This is a genomic window from Mucilaginibacter sp. GW822-FHT03E02, assembly GCF_058801545.1.
The window spans coordinates 1,357,767-1,374,673 of sequence record NZ_JBXANJ010000002.1; the positions used below are offsets into that span (position 1 = coordinate 1,357,767).

10 protein-coding genes and 1 pseudogene are annotated in these 16,907 nt (G+C 43.8%); all 11 read right to left on the reverse strand.

Translation table 11 applies throughout. The features are described from left to right. Positions 1-30: 30 nt before the first annotated feature. Positions 31-1,650 carry a GxGYxYP domain-containing protein gene (locus AC1RM2_RS32180; RefSeq protein WP_492989224.1) on the reverse strand — a complete coding sequence of 540 codons (1,620 nt, stop codon included), beginning with the start codon at positions 1,648-1,650 and terminating at the stop codon, positions 31-33. Positions 1,651-1,704: 54 nt separating this feature from the next. Then, positions 1,705-3,705 (reverse strand): hypothetical protein, encoded by a 2,001-nt coding sequence (locus AC1RM2_RS32185; RefSeq protein WP_492989225.1) that lies wholly within the window; start codon positions 3,703-3,705, stop codon positions 1,705-1,707. A 156-nt stretch (positions 3,706-3,861) separates the two neighbouring features. After that, entirely contained in the window at positions 3,862-4,830 is a 969-nt protein-coding gene (locus tag AC1RM2_RS32190; protein ID WP_492989226.1) for a BT_3987 domain-containing protein, read from the reverse strand. A gap of 43 nt (positions 4,831-4,873) precedes the next feature. After that, a complete protein-coding gene (locus AC1RM2_RS32195) occupies positions 4,874-6,637 on the reverse strand; it encodes a RagB/SusD family nutrient uptake outer membrane protein (RefSeq protein WP_492989227.1) in 1,764 nt (587 codons plus the stop codon). Positions 6,638-6,658: 21 nt separating this feature from the next. Next, entirely contained in the window at positions 6,659-10,153 is a 3,495-nt protein-coding gene (locus AC1RM2_RS32200) for a SusC/RagA family TonB-linked outer membrane protein (protein ID WP_492989228.1), read from the reverse strand. A 180-nt stretch (positions 10,154-10,333) separates the two neighbouring features. Then, positions 10,334-11,359 carry a FecR family protein gene (locus AC1RM2_RS32205; protein WP_492989229.1) on the reverse strand — a complete coding sequence of 342 codons (1,026 nt, stop codon included), beginning with the start codon at positions 11,357-11,359 and terminating at the stop codon, positions 10,334-10,336. Positions 11,360-11,437: 78 nt separating this feature from the next. Beyond that, positions 11,438-12,049 carry an RNA polymerase sigma-70 factor gene (locus AC1RM2_RS32210; RefSeq protein WP_492989230.1) on the reverse strand — a complete coding sequence of 204 codons (612 nt, stop codon included), beginning with the start codon at positions 12,047-12,049 and terminating at the stop codon, positions 11,438-11,440. 327 nt (positions 12,050-12,376) lie between these two features. Beyond that, a pseudogene (locus AC1RM2_RS32215) lies at positions 12,377-12,562 on the reverse strand (transposase); the annotation flags it as partial. A gap of 210 nt (positions 12,563-12,772) precedes the next feature. Then, the gene (locus AC1RM2_RS32220; protein ID WP_492989231.1) at positions 12,773-13,771 is read right to left on the reverse strand and encodes a glycoside hydrolase family 43 protein; all 999 of its coding nucleotides are present in this window, start codon (positions 13,769-13,771) and stop codon (positions 12,773-12,775) included. A 51-nt stretch (positions 13,772-13,822) separates the two neighbouring features. Beyond that, entirely contained in the window at positions 13,823-15,232 is a 1,410-nt protein-coding gene (locus AC1RM2_RS32225; protein ID WP_492989232.1) for an alpha-L-fucosidase, read from the reverse strand. A 222-nt stretch (positions 15,233-15,454) separates the two neighbouring features. Then, positions 15,455-16,906 (reverse strand): RagB/SusD family nutrient uptake outer membrane protein, encoded by a 1,452-nt coding sequence (locus AC1RM2_RS32230; protein ID WP_492989233.1) that lies wholly within the window; start codon positions 16,904-16,906, stop codon positions 15,455-15,457. Between the last annotated feature and the right edge of the window lies 1 nt (position 16,907).

A 16,907-nucleotide genomic window follows, 5' to 3' on the forward strand; every position in this document is an offset into this window, starting at 1 on the left:
CTGTTTTATGAGTGTTATGATAAGTCATTTTTATTTGAGATTTACTTTAACTAATTTCACAAATGCATCGGGCGTAACTACCCTTACATTTGGGTTCAATCCCTGGATCACCGTTTTTATGTTCGAGAGGTCTTTTGTCCAAATATGCACAAAAACAAGAGAGTAGCCATCGGCGCTGTGCGGATTGGCCGGGCGGGAGTTGATATTGCTGATCACCGCGGATTCTTCCTCCAGTCCTTGCCAAAGATTGTCGCGCTGGGCTATTATCGGCTTATGGTTTGCCGAAAAAAGTATCGTGCCCGTTGGCGCCTCGCCATAGCCGGTATAAATAAGCGCGTCTATATTAGGCTGTGCCAGGTATTTGTTCCAAACATCCATATGGCTGCTTAAATTCTGATCTAAAATATTGCAGATGTTTAAGCCCGCGGCACCCATAAATGCATTTAGCCGGTTTAAATAGCTGTCCAGCCTGGTTGTGGGCATCTGGCTGGGATAAGTGTAGCCGCTACCACTTGGCCCGGCAACAAAAAAATCCTTAGCCGTACCATTAGCGGCGTTGGCGTAGTACCAACTCAAAACTGATGGTGCCAGATCAGCCAGCGATGGACTGATGGTGTAACCCATGTTAAAAGTACCTCTAACCGGATTTCTGAAATAGTTATTGAGCGTCCAGGTATCTACCGAAAGGTTATCACCATCACTTACCAAAAAAGTAACGTAATGAACATTCTCTTCGGTCATGGGTGTGGTAAACGTTTTTTGTTTTAATCCTGAGGTATCGTAAACGCTGCTTAAAGGGGCTAAGTTTGCGGCCAGATCAGATGGCAACATGGGTACCCCTTGTTTGGCCGCATTACTAACCATCGTAAACTCGTCCTGGCCATAACCCATGCAAAAGGCTTCGCCGCTAAGCCCGCCTAATACCTGTTTGCGCCACGGTGTGTTGCCATCATAAAAAGTAAAGGCGTTACCAAGGGTAATATAATCGCGGAGATGGTGGTTTATTGTTGGATTTTGTTCGGCCGCCACCTGTTTGTTAAACAGCTTTTGGTAGTTGGTGTAAACCCATTTCTCGTCGTGAGTTTGAACATCTGCCTTAATCCTGGTTATGCCTAATGAGCGCACATCCTGCTCAAGCGATGCATCTACGGCTATCGCGTTCATGGGCCCGCATAAAGAATTTGCTGCCGTAAGCGACCGCGCATTACTTGCCCTGTTGTAAAGCACGTAACCGGCAACTTTATCCTTAAAATGGCTTAACAGAGCCGTCCATGATGTATAATTATTCAGAGTGATGCCATACTTTGTTTTTAAATAGGTTGTCCAATCTGTTGATGGACCGCCCTCGTCAATGTAGATTTGCTCAGACGACGTTTTGGCCACCAGGCCCTGTAAAGTAGCCACCAAAACCTTTTGTTCGGCGGAGAGACTACCACCGGAAATAACATCCAGCGATTGCAGCTTTGTGCCCTTTTGATGAAAGATACCCGTTTTAATTGATTGTCCGCTTTTTAAGGTATCGGTTCCATAGCCGGCCACTACGGGCGGCACAACCGGCGGGGTTGTGGCTTTGTCGTTACTTTTGCCACACGATTGAATAAATACCGCTGCTATTATTATAGCAAACGGAATAACGTTTTTTATTTTCATCAGTATGTTTTATAGGTGATATATTTTGTTACAAGACCGCATGGCCGCAATCTGTTATGGTTTTATGATGAGGTTATCAAATTTCACCTTACGCCAGGTACTAACATGAAGGCCAACCTGGCCTCCTTTTGATTGATCGTCGTTTACCAATGCCAGCTGCTTTTTATCGATAAACACGCGGATGTTGTTATCCTTAAAACTTAAAGACAGGTTATGCCATTTATCACCATTAAACTTTAGGGAACCGGATGCCAGTATTTTGTTAAGCGGCAACATATTAACCGCCGAATCCCTGGGGTCGGGGCTTTGGTAATAAAACTCCCATTTACCCGTGCTTTGAACTTTAAGGTGATATCCACGTGCGCTCACATATCGCCAGTTCATGGGTTGCTGATTGATTCGGCCCAGCAGTTCCGTGTAGCCGGATTTATCCAACAATACATCGATGGACACGGTGTAATTAGTCCACTGTGGATCACCCATAATGGCGAAGGGCTCCATGGGTTTATTAAGCCAGGGAATTGGTGGCTGTGTAACCTGTTGTTGCAAACATTTTCCTTTATGGCCACTGCCCGCATTAGCAATTTCAAAGGCGCCATTAAGCGTTGAAAAGTATTTGGGGATAGCATCATCTACATAACTGTCAAAATTATCTGCATAGGGAAGTTTAAACATAGCCGTGGGCGACTGAATGCCAGCCCCCTTTTGCTGCCCCGAGGTAGTTGTGAGTGTATAAATGCGTCCAGGGGCGAGTGTAATTGAAAATGAACTATCCAGCGGTTTTATATCTTGTTGCTTAATAAAATAGTCCTTCTCATCACGCGAATTAAGCTTTGTACACCAAACATGTACTACAGATGCCGATAGCCCTCCTGTTGGTTTAAACTTTATAACCTGGCTATTATTGGCATCCATGGTTTCGGCAATAATGCTATAATCGGTTCCGTTTTTGAGCGTCACATAAGTTCCGTTGCCTTTTAAATAGCCACAGGCATTATCAATATATTGCCATCCGGGCTTCACAAACTGCGCGGTATGGGCCACGGCCCAAATACTTTTACCTACTGTATACCGGCCACTCCAGGGTTCATCGGCCAGCATAAGGCCTTCGCCTGCATGGGGCAATGTTGAATACCAGGCGGCAATAACTGCCCAATTGATATACGCCGTCATTTTACCTTCTATATATCCCCTGTTATAACTCCTGGCAATAGCAACGGCACCATCATTGTAATTATTTGTGCCGTGCTCGCTTGCCCAGAGCGGTTTATTCAGATTTTGAGCCTCGGTGCTGCTTGCACAGCCGGTACCTTTTCCGTTGTCGCCACAAGGATAATGCTGCCCCACAATAGCTACAGCCGAACAAAACGCGGAATCCGTTGCCATATCCTTTGCAACACTCCAGCCGCCGCCGTCATCTGCCACTATCTTTGTTTGCAGGCCATTTTTACTAAGCGCCGTTTTTAGTTTCTGATACCATTCTTTGTTGTAACCACGTTCGTTCCATCCACCCAGATAGTCGATGGTCAGGCCATGATCGGCTTTGGCATGTTTAAGCCAGTTAATAATATAGTTAATATTGTCATCAGACCAAAACCCACCTTTAAACCACCCGGGCGCCCCCCACTCCAATGCATAAAGTTTTATTTGGGGATTACGCAGTTTCGCCTGCTTCATCAGCCACCATTCGTAACCCCGGTTGTAATTCTGATCGTTGGGGCCACGCATGTGGCTGGCTTCGGCACCATTGGTGGTATTTACATCACTACCTATCTCCACTTTTAAAATCTGTAACGAAGCACCAAAATTGGGCTTAAACAAAAAATCGAGGATTTGATTCCGTTGCCGGTCGGGATAGTCTGTCAACAGGCGCGATGTACCGCCGCCGCCGCTTACGCCCCCAATACCATCAAATACACGCCCTTTGTCTTTTCCGTTAACATTAATTACTGTCTCGGCAGTTTGGGCCTTTACCCATGTATTGAAAATAAAGCATACCCCAAAAACTATCGATAACTTTATACGTACCGACTTTATCAATTTATTAATTATCATATCTATTTTGTTTCCACTGCCTTTCAACATGTAAGGGCCGTTACAACTGTAAATGCCACATTCCTGATTTATTAAGGCAAAGCACTGTTGACAAAACCGCAGGCAGCCCCCATCCGCCTGCAATAAACGGATAGGGGCACGCTGCCAGGTTTATTGTTATAAGGCGTAAATTTCGGCTATGTTGGTACTGTTGGTGGCCCATACATCGGTAACCGTTATCCTGAAATAACGTGCCGACAGGAACTGGGGCAGAAAAAAACGGATCTCGGCCTGCGGTTCAACAATCGGAACCCGGAACGTACCGTTATCTGTCCAGTTGATGCCATCTGAACTGATCGAAACAGACATCGCTTTGGGTTGCCCATGGCCGTATGTAGCCCAATCACCGCTGAAATCCCTATCCACTATAGAGATAGCGTGAATTTGTTGCGCAGTGCCCATATCTATAGTGATATAATGCGGTGGCCCGGGTTCGCCGCCAGACCATTTGGATTGCCAGAAAGAATCCATATTGCCATCAATGGCATCTATCCCAAGCCCATTGCCCCCGCCTTCGGCAGGTTCCTGGGTGGAGAAGCCTGCCACTTTCCAACCCGACCGATCAAATGGCGTCAAGTTTGCCAATGATGGCGAACGGGTAACTACAAAATAAGTTACTTTTTGCACATCATTTATACTGCCGCCGCTTGCCTGATCAATACGGATGGGTAAAAGGAAACTCGAAAAGGCGCTTAACTTATCACCATTTTTTATAATAAGTTTTAATTGCCCGGTTGATGATTGCCCTTTAGCAATGGTTGCGGCAGTTTCGTAACTAAAATTATCAGCTGGTAAAGCGCTGTAGTTGGTATGGTTGGCCGTATTAAAAGCAGCAATCAATGAGGGATCGGCCTTAAAAGTTACATTGATACTGTTGCCGGCCGAGGTTGTTACGGTTGGGTAATCGGCACCAACCAGACTTGCCGAATACATGATGGTATCGGCAAAATCAAATGTTTGGTTAACTATTGCCTTACCGGTAGGCATGTATACTGTGGTTGAGGATGTTTTATCTTTTTTACAACCTGCAACAAGCAGCGCCACAAACAGCCCAAGGTATATATGGTAGTTGATTAATTTTTTCATAATCCACGTTTTAAAGATTGTTTAATTTAATGACGATATCATTTTAATAACCCGGATTTTGCCCGCTAACCCAATTATCGGGGCCGCCATTCTGGGCCTTCATCTTCGGATTTTTATCAATAGCAACCTGCGGTACCGGCATAAAGTACATTTTGTCGTTCCACTGTTTATTGACTACCACCGCTGTAGGATCATAATTCCAAACACCGTTTTTCTTGGTGATCAACATACCGTGAGTAGGCCCGTTTAAAACTTTGGATGCTATTTTCCAGCGCAATACGTCCCACCAGCGCTTATCTTCAAAAGCAAATTCAACCCTGCGTTCCCGGTGGATGATCTGCCTCATCTGCTGCTGGCTTACACTGCCATAGGTTGCCTGCACGGTTGGCAGGTTGCCGCCACGTGTACGTACCTTGTTAACAGCATCCAATACCGATGCATCGGGGCCAACGGCCTCGTTTTGCGCCTCGGCATAACCAAGCAGGACTTCTGCGTAGCGGAAATACATGTAATTTTCCAACCCACAACTACAATTCAGGTTATCGTTGCCTTTTATACTTTCATCAAGCGTTTTGCGGGCGTAATATCCTGTGTTTGTTATATCTCCCCGGGTTGAGTTGAGGTCAATCTCGTTAGGGCTGCCAATACCTACCCTCGTGAAAATGGTATCGCCCTGCCAGGGAGCGCCATCGTAAATTATGCTTTGATAAAACCGTTTTTCGCGGTTCACGTACGGTTTTTGAGAATTGTAGCCAGAACCAGGCTCGCTTATGGCTTTCCCGTTGTCCATCGCAAAATCATCTACTAACTCCTGAGTAGGTTCAAAATTACCCCAGGTTTCTACCGCGCCATGCACAACCACCGGGCCATAAAGGCCTTCTCGCCTTCCGCCCCCATTTTGCGCGCTGGTCATCTGCATCGCGAAAATAGATTCGGGACTGTTGTTATTGGCAGGCAGCCAAACTGCGCCAAAATCGTTCAATAAATTATAAACGCCCAAATCCATTACCTGCTTATAGGTGGCCGCGGCCTGTGCCCATTTACCGGCATCGCCTATAGCATCTGCAACACCCGAATTATGCAGGGGACTGGCAGCATACAACTCTACCCATGCTTTTAAAGTAAGTGCAGCGCCTTTTGTGGCCCGGCCATACTGGTCGGTAGTAAGTGGCAAATCGGCAGCGGCGGCGGTTAGCTCGTCGGTAATAAATTTAACCGTTTCGGCAGATGTATTCCTGGGCCTGTAAATTTCATCGCCCTGGGTGGTGTTATTGAGCACATCGGTAATAATAGGTACGCCGCCGTAGGCTATGTATAGGTACTGGTAAAAAAAAGCCCTTAAAAAACGAGCCTCGGCCAGCTTTTCCTTTTTAAAATCGGCCGAAAAATTTGAGGCTGTAACTTTTTGGATAAACAGGTTACAAGCCCTTATAAACTCGTAATTACCGGCACCATCGTTATTGGAGTTTGTTCCCCTTGCCCATCGCCACATACCCCAGGGGCCTACCGGCATACTATTGGGTGCTATCGCGCCTGTATAAATCATTTGCCGGGCATCAAACCACTCGGCACCTACGTATGAGTTATCGCTAAACTGATCAAGCAGTTCGGTTTCATTATTCAAATGCGGTAAATCGGTATAAACGTTATTTAAAAATATATCCGCATTACTTTCGGTACCAAAAACCGTAGCATCTGATAACTGGTTTTTAGGGGTAACATTCAGCAGGTCTTTTTTACATCCTGCCAAAACGGCCAGGAGCATAACGATGAAGGCTAAGCCATAAAATTTCTTTATATGATTCATTTCTTTATGATTAGTCGTTAATTAAAATGTTATGTTAGTTCCAAACGATATTACCTGTTGCTGGAAATAATACTGCCCATTGGTCGACTGTGCTTCGGGGTCCATCACTTCTTTCATATAAGGTGTCCAGGTCCACAAATTCTGGCCTGCTACATAAAGCCTGATTGACTGGATCTTAATTTTCTGTAGTATTTTTACAGGAATTGTATATCCAATCTCGGCGCTTTTAAGCCTTACGTAAGTATCGTTACGCATAAACCACGAGGAGTACTGTTGATTATTGGGCACGGGGGCGCTTGTTAAACGGGGGTAAAGCGCATTGGTATTGGCCGGTGTCCAGTGATCATTAAACTGTAGTGTTGTTGCCGATGAAGCAATATCAAACGGATAAGCTATAGTGCCGCCTACTTGTATACTGCTTTTGGTAGCACCCTGGAACAGCAGATCGATGTCGAAACCCTTCCACGAAAAATTTGGGGCAAGGCTAAATTGCATTGCGGGTGTTGATGGGTTACCAATAACCTTCTGGTCGCTGTTATCTGTGGTTATCTTACCGTCGTGATTTAAATCGGCGTACCTGATATCGCCAGGATGTACAGCACCCCATGGTTGTGTTGGGATACCTGCTTTTAATGATCCATCGGCGTTAAAATCATTCGGAGTGAAGTAACCAAGCGCTACGTAGCCGAATGGCGTACCCAAAGGCCGGCCTGTTTGACGGGTATTCAGGTTATTATACGATGAGCCCAGCTCATCAACCCGCAGCAATTTATTTTTGGCATAGCTAAATATGGCTTTAACGCCTATGCGCATGCCGTTTGCCAGTGTTTGGGCGGTACCCAGCGTTAAATCAACACCCTGGTTGCTCATGATACCATAGTTTTCCTGCGACAGGCTGATACCGTACTCCGAAGGAGCCGTAATTTGCCTGGTTACCAACATATTGTTCCGTTTTTGGTGGAAGTAATCGATGTCAAATGTAAGCTTGCCTTGCCATAACGAACCCTCCATACCTATATCCAGCTGTTTTTGCCGCTCCCAGGTTATATTGGGGTTAGGTTGCCCGCTTTCGTAAACTCCTTGCGTTGCTTTTGGCGTGCCGGATGAAGTGAAAACAGCGCCCTGGCCCAACTGGTAGGCGCTTAAATATTGAAAAGGCCCGCCCGCCAGGTTACCCGACTGGCCGTATGATGCACGCAGCTTCAGAAAATCGATCCAGTTGTAGCGGTTTTTAATAAAGTTTTCTTCGGATAGGTTCCACGATAAGCCGAAGGTTGGGAAGAAGCCGTAACGATGCCCGGGAGCAAAATAGTAATGCCCATCATAGCGGCCAATAGCCTCGGCAACATATTTACCATCGTAGTTGTAAGTGGCGTGGTAAACATAACCCACCTGTTTTTGCTGGCCTGATGAGCCGCTATTTTTGGCATCGGTACTGATTGCGCTGCCCGCGTCCAGCTCGTCAATGTCCAGGTTGTAATTATCTCTTTCATCCCTTTGTGAGCGGCTGTTTACAGTCCTGTATTCGGCAACACCCTGGAAGGCAATATCGCTTTTACCAAATTTATTATGGTAATTAAGATATCCCTGGTAAGTTAAAGACGAGCTAAAATTATTTTGGATAATCAAAAGGGGGTTCGACTGCCCATCCTGCGCTTTTGAAAAAACGTAAGGCGTGGTACTTGTGTTTACCGAGTAATAAGTGGCCGGTGTTTGCCAGTTTTTCTCATAATCGGAATAAGGATCATAACTTACCGATCCTTTAAGGCTTAAACCCTTTAACGGCAATTTTTGATCGATGGTTAAGGTAGTATACGATTGTGTAGATTCTTCCTTGTCATAACCTGTATCATACACTTCGCCAAGTAAACTTCGGTTTTGGTAACCGCCATACAACCCGTTCGAATACTTAATAGCATAAGTTGGCGGTGTACGAAAAGCCTGGTACATGATACTTCCGGCAGAGGTACCCGGGTATTTCAAATCTTTTACATAGCTGTTTATGCTTACCGAAACATTGGTTGTATTGGTAGCCTGGGCATCAATTTTAGCAATTAAATTGTATCTTTTCAGGTTTGTTGACGACCATTGCCCCTGCTGGTAAATATAACCCAGGCCTGCATAATAATGCACTTTATCGGTACCGCCCGAAAGTTGCAGGTTGTGCGACGTCAATATCCTGTTATTTAAAATCAGGTCTTTTAAACCGTTGCTGCTCGGATACTTATCAATATCGGCACCCGCTTGTTTATTAACAGTTTTTAAATAACCAGCTAAATCGGCCTGCGAATAAGGCGTGGTGGCGCTATTTTCATTCAGCGCAGCTTCATTTTGCATCAGCGCGTACTGGTACGAATTGACCATGGAGGTAATCCTGGTTGGATTTTGGAAGCCCACATAACTGTTATAAGTTAGCGTTGGTTTACCCGATTTGCCTTTTTTGGTGGTAATAAGTATTACACCATTTGCGCCGGCTAAACCGTAAGGTGCAACCGCCGCAGCATCCTTTAAAACAGTAAATGATTCAATAGAATTTGGATCAAGTGATTCAAAGCTGCGGTAAACCCCATCAACCACAATTAATGGCGAATTATTACCGGTGGTACCAATACCCCTGATATGAATACTTGCACCATCCTGCCCCGGCTCGCCGTTGCCCTGGGTTATTATAACACCCGCAACACGGCCGGTTAAACTATTGCTTAAGCTGGCTACCGGCTTTTGGGCTATATCCTGCCCCTTTAGGGTTGATATGGCCGCCGTTGTATTGGCTTTTTTCTGCGTACCGTAACCTACAACGACTACTTCGTTCAATGAGCGTTCGCTTTCTTTAAGCGTAACACTAAGGGTACGATCGGTGCCGGGTTTTACTTCCAGGTCTGTATATCCTATATACCTGAACAGCAACACAGAATTTTCATTTTCAACACTGATAGCAAACTTACCTTCTTTATCGGTAACCGTCCCGTTGGTTGTTCCCTTTTCTATGATGGTTACACCTATCAAAGGGTCGCCTTTACTATCGGTGACTTTTCCCGAGAGGGGAATTTTAGCCGCAGCCGATCTCTCATCTGGCCCGTTATTTTCGGACGAGATTACAGGCGTTACAATTTCGGGCCTGTAAATGATAATACTGGTGCCTATCTGCTTATAAATTAAGCCCCGGCTATCCAATATCGTTTGTAAAATTTCCTCCAGGTTTTTGGTTGAGGATACCACGTTTACATTGTTTTCGTTCCGGATATCTTGCTCTTTAAAAGCAAACCTGAAATTGACCTTAGATTCAATTTTTTTTAATGCCGAAAAAAGTGTTTCATTTTTCAGCTCAATATGAACCTTTACACTGTTGATTGATTGTCCGTGACCATCATTTGCCAGCAACAGCTGAAAAGATGTAAGGACCAGCAACAGGACAAAAAAACTTAATTTCATAAAATACCTGACATGATTTATGAATGGATGCGCTTTATAATCTTTCGTTTCGCACAGGAGAGAAAACGCAAAGTTTTTTTTCATAACTTGCATTAGTTATTAATCGTTTAAAAAATGGTTAAAACTCACTATGCCCTATAGCTGAAGATGTGAGAGTCGGTAGCTTGGGGCATTTTTTGTATCAGCGTATCGCTATGGGTTATTTCGGATGAGTACTTTTTTTTTCATAATGTTTAATTTGGTTAAATAATTAGTTTGTATTAATCAGTTACACCCCTCGCCAAGGAGTGTTATTTCTTTTCCGTTATCACTTGTAATAAATTTAATGTTATTAAGCCTGCATAAAACGTCCAGCATCTGATCAAGCCCGGTGGTATTTAAAAATGAGGCTGTAAACCGGCAATTTTGAATTTTTGTATTCGCCATAATTAGTTTTACCCCGTAGCGCTCGGATAAAATGGCTGTAGCTTCTTTCATGCTGATATTATCCATCACCAGGTCATCCTCTTTCCACAATACCGCCAGTTTTGAGTTGGTGATATCTTTTTTATAAATACTATTATTTTCATTGTAGCTGATATGCTGATTGGGGAGCAGAATAGCCAGACTTTTCTTATCGTCAGAAACCTGCACTTTGCCACGGGTTACCGTAACCTCAACCAACTTGTCGTTGGGATATGCCTTAATGTTAAATGCTGTTCCGAGCACCCTGGTAGTTAAACTGCGGGCGTGTACAAGAAACGGATGGGCTGCATCATGGGCGATGTCAAAATAGCCCTCGCCGGTTAAATATACCTCCCTGTTTTTGCCATTAAATTTTGCCGGATAATTTAAATGGCTGTCTTTATTAAGTACCACTTTGCTTCCGTCGGGCAATAAAATGGTGGTATTCCTTTTTTCGACAACCGTACGATTGGCAAGCACCGGGGTGTTTTGCGGCGCCTGTTTTTTAAAGATGTACCATCCGGCCCCTGACAGCAGCAGTAAGGAAGCTGCCACAGCCCATCGTCTGAAATAATTTGTTTTTTTAAAATGCCGCTGGTAATCAGGCTTATCCTCTATCATACTAAGCAACCGGGCAAACAATTGCTTTGAATCATCACCCGATTGATCCTGAGTGTTTACCGAGGCGGTGTCTTCCCATAACGATTGAAGAATGGTTTCAACCTGCCTGCTGTTTTCCTCGCTGTTGATGAGCGTAAACAATTCTTCAAATTCCTCTGCTGTACAAGTATTTGTTAGATACTTATTGAAAAGAAATTTAAGCCTGAAAAGGGAATTTGATGACATATAGAACTGCCTTTGTTTAATCGGTTTATTGTATAGACGACAAACAAGACAGGCAGGACTAGTTGGAGCGTAAAAAAATTACAAAAAATGAAAAATAGATAAGCAAATCAATATATGGATGCTTCTTATATGCCTGCGTAAAGTTTTTAAGGCCGTAACCAGGTGATTTTTTACCGTATTTTTTGAGATCAATAACTGCTCGGCTATTTGCTGGTGCGATAAACCTTCATCGCGGCTTAAGCTCAGGATAAGCTGTTGCTGAGGCGGCAATTGATGGATAAAACCTTTTAGCTGGCTCTCAAATTCTTTAACGCTATAGCTTTCGTCGGCATATGCCTCGGCCTGCGATTGGATATGGTTTAGCAGCAATGCTTTTAGCTTATTTTCGCGGGCTGCGGTTTTTAAAAAGTCTAAGGCTTTGTTTAGCGCCATCCGGTATAAAAAGGCGTCAATGTTTTTAACGTCAATCATCATTTCTTTAGCCGACCACACTTTCACAAAAATATCGAGCATAAGCTCCTCGCTTACTTCTCTTGACTTAACTACTTTAAAAATATAATTAAAAACTTTGCGATGATTTATCTCAAAAAACTCCTGGAATGAATCCTGATCCCCTTTCGCAAGACGGCTTCGGATATCGGCTTTATTCGCATTATCGTCTCCGGAATTTTTACTTAATGGATTTAGCAAGGGGGCGAAAAAATTAAAAATTGGTTTTCAAATATAGGGAAACAAAAATCCAAATAAAAAATTTAACGCACTTACACAATTTGCATTTTGTCCGCACGCTAACACGCGTCCATTATTGGGGAATATCCGTTGATTATCATATTTGTAAATAGTGGAATAATGGGTTCGAATTAAACATGTACCTCTATTTGATTGAAACGAAGATTGAATTTCGATTAAAATAAAAAGAGAGGCAGTATCATAAATCAATGATGCGGTCTTTTTATATTAGATCTAAAAAATAAATGGTGAGTAGTTTTTGATTGATGGCTTAGGAATAAGGAGCATTTAATGAAAACAGGCAGAAAAGGCCCTTTCAGGTTGCTTTTTTCTTAGATTTTGAGCAATTGAAAGTAAAACCGATTCTATCGCTACTTTTTCTTTACCACGGAGCATGAAGCGCCGGAACCGGTGGTTTTGTCTGCTATATCGGAATACGGGTTCGACGTCGAAACACCGTTTCCTTCGCCGTTCTTTTCATGATGATATAAAATGGCGGAAAACAAGAGGCATCTACCGTTAATTTCCCCTGCTTTATAATAACGATTAAAAAGGTAAAAACCTAATAATAGAATCAGTATTATTAGGTCTTCTTTTTTAAACTGCTTATTTATAAAAATGATAGCATTTGAATTCACAGGAAAGCATTACAGGTACTTTACTCACCATATCAATCCTATAATGTTAGTGGTTATAAATCTCTATCTTACCATCACTTATGGATAGAGGCAACCATAGATAGGCAGATTTTTCCAGATCGGTTTTATTCCACACATCTCCCATAAAGATAAACTCTCCCGCCTTACCTGCAACGGGCAGCACAAATGCTCTCTGTGAAAAAAAAGTTACTTCTGCGTTTGATCCTTTACATGGGTTAACTTGTTCTATCCATGGTCCCATAACATGATCAGCAACCGCATAAGATGCCGCGTTTGGCGACCAGCCCGAACAGCCTGAAGTAATTAAGTAGTATTTCCCATTATTTTTAAAAATAGCAGGGCTTTCCCTCCTTTTATTCTCAAATATTCTTACATCCGTTGTTGTTGGCTTTAAATAATCATCGCTCAACAGGCAAACATGCATCGTATTGTTATCTTCGGATGAGTAGATCAGGTAAGCTTTACCGTCATCATCTTTATACAAGGTCATGTCCCTTAACATTTGGTCATTGGGTTTTGTACTCCCCAGGTATTGGTATGGCCCAGCCGGGCTATCACTTATGGCGACACCACCCCGCGAATAGTTGTAGTCGTTCTTATCTATATGCATCCACATCACAAATTTCTTTGTATGTTCATTATAGATCACTTTGGGCCTTTCTATCACCCTGCCGGTATCCAGGTCATTGCCCGGGTCATTCACTACCGGTTTCAAGGCTATGCCCCTATATTTCCAATGCTTCAGATCGGTAGATGAATAGCAGGATATACCTCCAGCCGGAACCCGGTAATCTTCCCAGTTCTGGCCCGGCACAAGCCAGGTTTTTCCATTTTTTATTTCACCAAAAAGATAATAGACACCTTGATGATGCATTACACCAGGGCCATGGGCATTGATGGGTTGGCCATCGGCATCAAGTATTACGCTGCCATGTGCAGGTGTATCAGCAATGGGTTTGTTCGTATTGGCAAAGGCAAAACTTTTGATTACTATTAATAACGTGATAAGTGTAATGCGTTTCATCTTTTTGGGGTCCAATGTATTAATAATCTCATAAATAAGCTGATAAAGGGCTTAAAAAGCATCTGCATTAAAAATAGTTATGCTACGCATTACTGCCGGTTGAATAATAGAACTGGTAACCGTAAAACGCAAGGCCGTGGCCGAAACTTTAGCAAACTGATCTATCCGCTTGTGGCCTATAGTTTGCCCTGGTATAATAGTTTTCCACTTACCATCAACTTGTGCTTCAATAGTATATTTCGAAATTTTTTGTCCGTCATGCAGGTCTTCCATAGTAACCACATGGTCAAATGTTTTTAATCCATTAAATTTCAGGGTTTGCACAGGCGATTTTGAATGAGATGCAGCAATCGGATTGCTGAACCTACGCTTAATTTCATCGCCCATTTCCCTGGCGGCTGCAACCAGGTTGTCCGGAATCAACCCGCGCCGGTCAGGAGTCAGGTTCACGATAATTCCCGATCCGCGCCCTACCGTTTCATAGTAAGTTTGCATGCGTCTCTCGAGTGGTTGGGGCTCACGTCGCCCCGCCCACATCCATCCCCCGGTACTAAAGCTTACAGTAGTCGGGGCAATTTGCGGACGATAGAATTTACCTGATGGCTCACCTATGTTGGCATGATCCCACCTGTATGTTGTACTGATGGAATACTTAGTACCATCAATTGTATTCAACGCGTTCCAAAGGGGGTAGCCGGCTTTACCATTTTCATTGCCAACATGCTCTATATCTGGCCCCAAGAAAAGGCATCCGGGTTGAAGCTCGTGTGCATATCGCGTTAACGTGGCATAAAACGCTCTTAATTTACCGCCATGAGGTACAGAATCGATTGCATCTGAACGGCCAAAATGATCGTCCCAGATAAAAGCAAGAGGGCCATAGTTGGTCATCAATTCCGTTATCTGCGCTTTCTCTTTCTGCAGGGCCTTCTTATAAAGTTCCGGATCATCAAGTTTGTCTATCCTTCCGGTTTCGCCATCTTTATGCCCCGGCTGGCTGGCTTCCCAATGTGAATCAATCCAGGGGGCAGTATATAAACCAACCTTCAACCCGTGTTTTCTGCATGCATTTACAAATTCCCTTACAATATCGCCTTTGCCATTTTTGTAAGGGCTCGACGCAATACTGTAATCTGTAGTTTTTGTAGGCCACAAACAAAAGCCTTGTTCATGCCTGGCTGTAAGCACCATATAGGTTGCACCCATTGCTTTAGCGGCCAACACCCATTGCTCCGGGTTCAGCGCAGTTGGGTTAAATGCCGATGCCGGTGTACTGCCCTGCGGTGCGTCGCGAGCGGCATATGTGTCAATACTGTAATGAATAAAAACTCCAAGTTCAAGATCCTGAAACTCAAGTTGCCGGGAAGTAGGCCGCGCCAATACAGGTGACTGTGCCTCCCCCCGCACGGAAGAAAACAACATTAGTATTAGCAACATGATTGTCATAAATATTCTTGCCATTCTTTTATTTCTTATTTAAAGCATGCTAATTAGTAACATACAAAACCGTTTTAAATCATTTTTTTTAACTAAAGCCCGTTGATGTTGACAGGCGACTGTGCCAAGACAAAAGATGGAACCGCCAGTACGGCGATTCCATCAAAATCATGCTAAACTTTTTACATCTTGCATTCTAACACTAATAATTGGAGTCGGTTAGGAATTTTATAGGTTGAAGGATTATTAATTTCCTAAGTTTGGATTTAACTGAAGATCACCGGCCGGGATAGGCAAATAGTATTGTGGCGTTCCAATCGGCGCGTTTTCTGAGGGATCTCGGTTAGCAATAACCTGGGTTAACAGCTGCAAACGCGTTATATCAAACCACCGGGTATATTCACCGGCAAATTCCCAGGCCCTTTCGTTAATTACCGCTTTTACAAAATCTGTACTTGATAAACCACTCAAAGGAGCTAAACCAGCGCGGGCACGTACTGCGTTAATACTTGCGTAAGCCTGGTCATTAGCAGCGCCGCTCCTGGCTTGCGCCTCGGCATATATCAGTAAAACATGTGCATACCGCATCATTTGGACGGTTGCACTTGAGCCGTCGGTACTGCCCTCAACAGGAGCTCTGAACTTCTCATAATAAGGGTGTTTTACTGCATCGCTCTGCCATGGTATAGTTGTACCATCAGACTTTTTAATAACCGTGTGGAAAGTGGCATCCTTTCTGGGACCGGCCGGGAAATCATTGAAAAATTTGATTTCTGCAAAAAAATCGTCCCAGCCGTTTTCTTCTCCGGGCATTGCAGACGAACCATAAAGCGCATTTGAGTTAAACCAGTTACATGTACCGCAATTATGAATGGCAAAAACTTCTTCAGATGTTGTTGTTCCTAACCGGGTATTCTGCCATAATGTGCCCAGATCGGCTACCAGATCAAAACTGTAGGCCGCCTTGTTATCAATTACCTCTTTCGCTTTAGCGGCAGCCAACGCGTATTTTGAATTATCATTAACAGGCCAGCCGCCTTCTGTAAGATAAACATCTGCAAGCAACGCCGACGCGGCGCCTTTTGAGGCCCTGCCTGCATCCAGTTTTTTATTTTGCATCAGTTTTTCGGCATTCAACAAATCGCTTTCAATCAGTTTATATACTTCTGCCGGGGCCGAGGTCCCAACTTTTAAAACCTCGGGGCTGTAAACTTCTGAAGTGATCAGCGGAATTTTTCCCCATAACCTAACAAGCCAATAATAATCAAGCGCGCGAAGGTAATAAGCTTCGCCCACGATTTGACTGATAGCGGCAGCATCGCCTGTGGTTGATTTATAATTGTTGATGATGTTATTGGAGCCTTGTATTGATTTGTAGCACCCGTTCCAGATATTGAGCATCCTCCCGTTAAGATTGGAAACATGATATTGATCAAATTCCCTCAGGTCGGCCTTGTTGCTGGCCGGGTGAGTAGTGAGGTCATCGGATCCCATTAACACGGCAACAACTGCTGCCGTAGTAAATCCATTTATCCAGGTGGTTGATAATGGTTTATAGGCGCCTACCAATGCTGCATTTAAACCGGCTACCGTACTTAATGCCTGTGTACCTACTACCTGGCCTCTGGGGTCTTCTTTCAGCGCTTTTTTACAGCCCACCACCGATAGGATCATTACTATAATTAAAATCTTTTTCATA

What these genes read in the sequence shown, in the direction of transcription:
- AC1RM2_RS32200 (WP_492989228.1), bottom strand. Translation starts at nt 10,153, where the DNA reads ATGAAAAAAAACTTTGCGTTTTCTCTCCTGTGCGAAACGAAAGATTAT.
- AC1RM2_RS32220 (WP_492989231.1), bottom strand. Translation starts at nt 13,771, where the DNA reads ATGAAACGCATTACACTTATCACGTTATTAATAGTAATCAAAAGTTTT.
- AC1RM2_RS32230 (WP_492989233.1), bottom strand. Translation starts at nt 16,906, where the DNA reads ATGAAAAAGATTTTAATTATAGTAATGATCCTATCGGTGGTGGGCTGT.
- AC1RM2_RS32180 (WP_492989224.1), bottom strand. Translation starts at nt 1,650, where the DNA reads ATGAAAATAAAAAACGTTATTCCGTTTGCTATAATAATAGCAGCGGTA.
- AC1RM2_RS32225 (WP_492989232.1), bottom strand. Translation starts at nt 15,232, where the DNA reads ATGGCAAGAATATTTATGACAATCATGTTGCTAATACTAATGTTGTTT.
- AC1RM2_RS32190 (WP_492989226.1), bottom strand. Translation starts at nt 4,830, where the DNA reads ATGAAAAAATTAATCAACTACCATATATACCTTGGGCTGTTTGTGGCG.
- AC1RM2_RS32205 (WP_492989229.1), bottom strand. Translation starts at nt 11,359, where the DNA reads ATGTCATCAAATTCCCTTTTCAGGCTTAAATTTCTTTTCAATAAGTAT.
- AC1RM2_RS32195 (WP_492989227.1), bottom strand. Translation starts at nt 6,637, where the DNA reads ATGAATCATATAAAGAAATTTTATGGCTTAGCCTTCATCGTTATGCTC.
- AC1RM2_RS32185 (WP_492989225.1), bottom strand. Translation starts at nt 3,705, where the DNA reads ATGATAATTAATAAATTGATAAAGTCGGTACGTATAAAGTTATCGATA.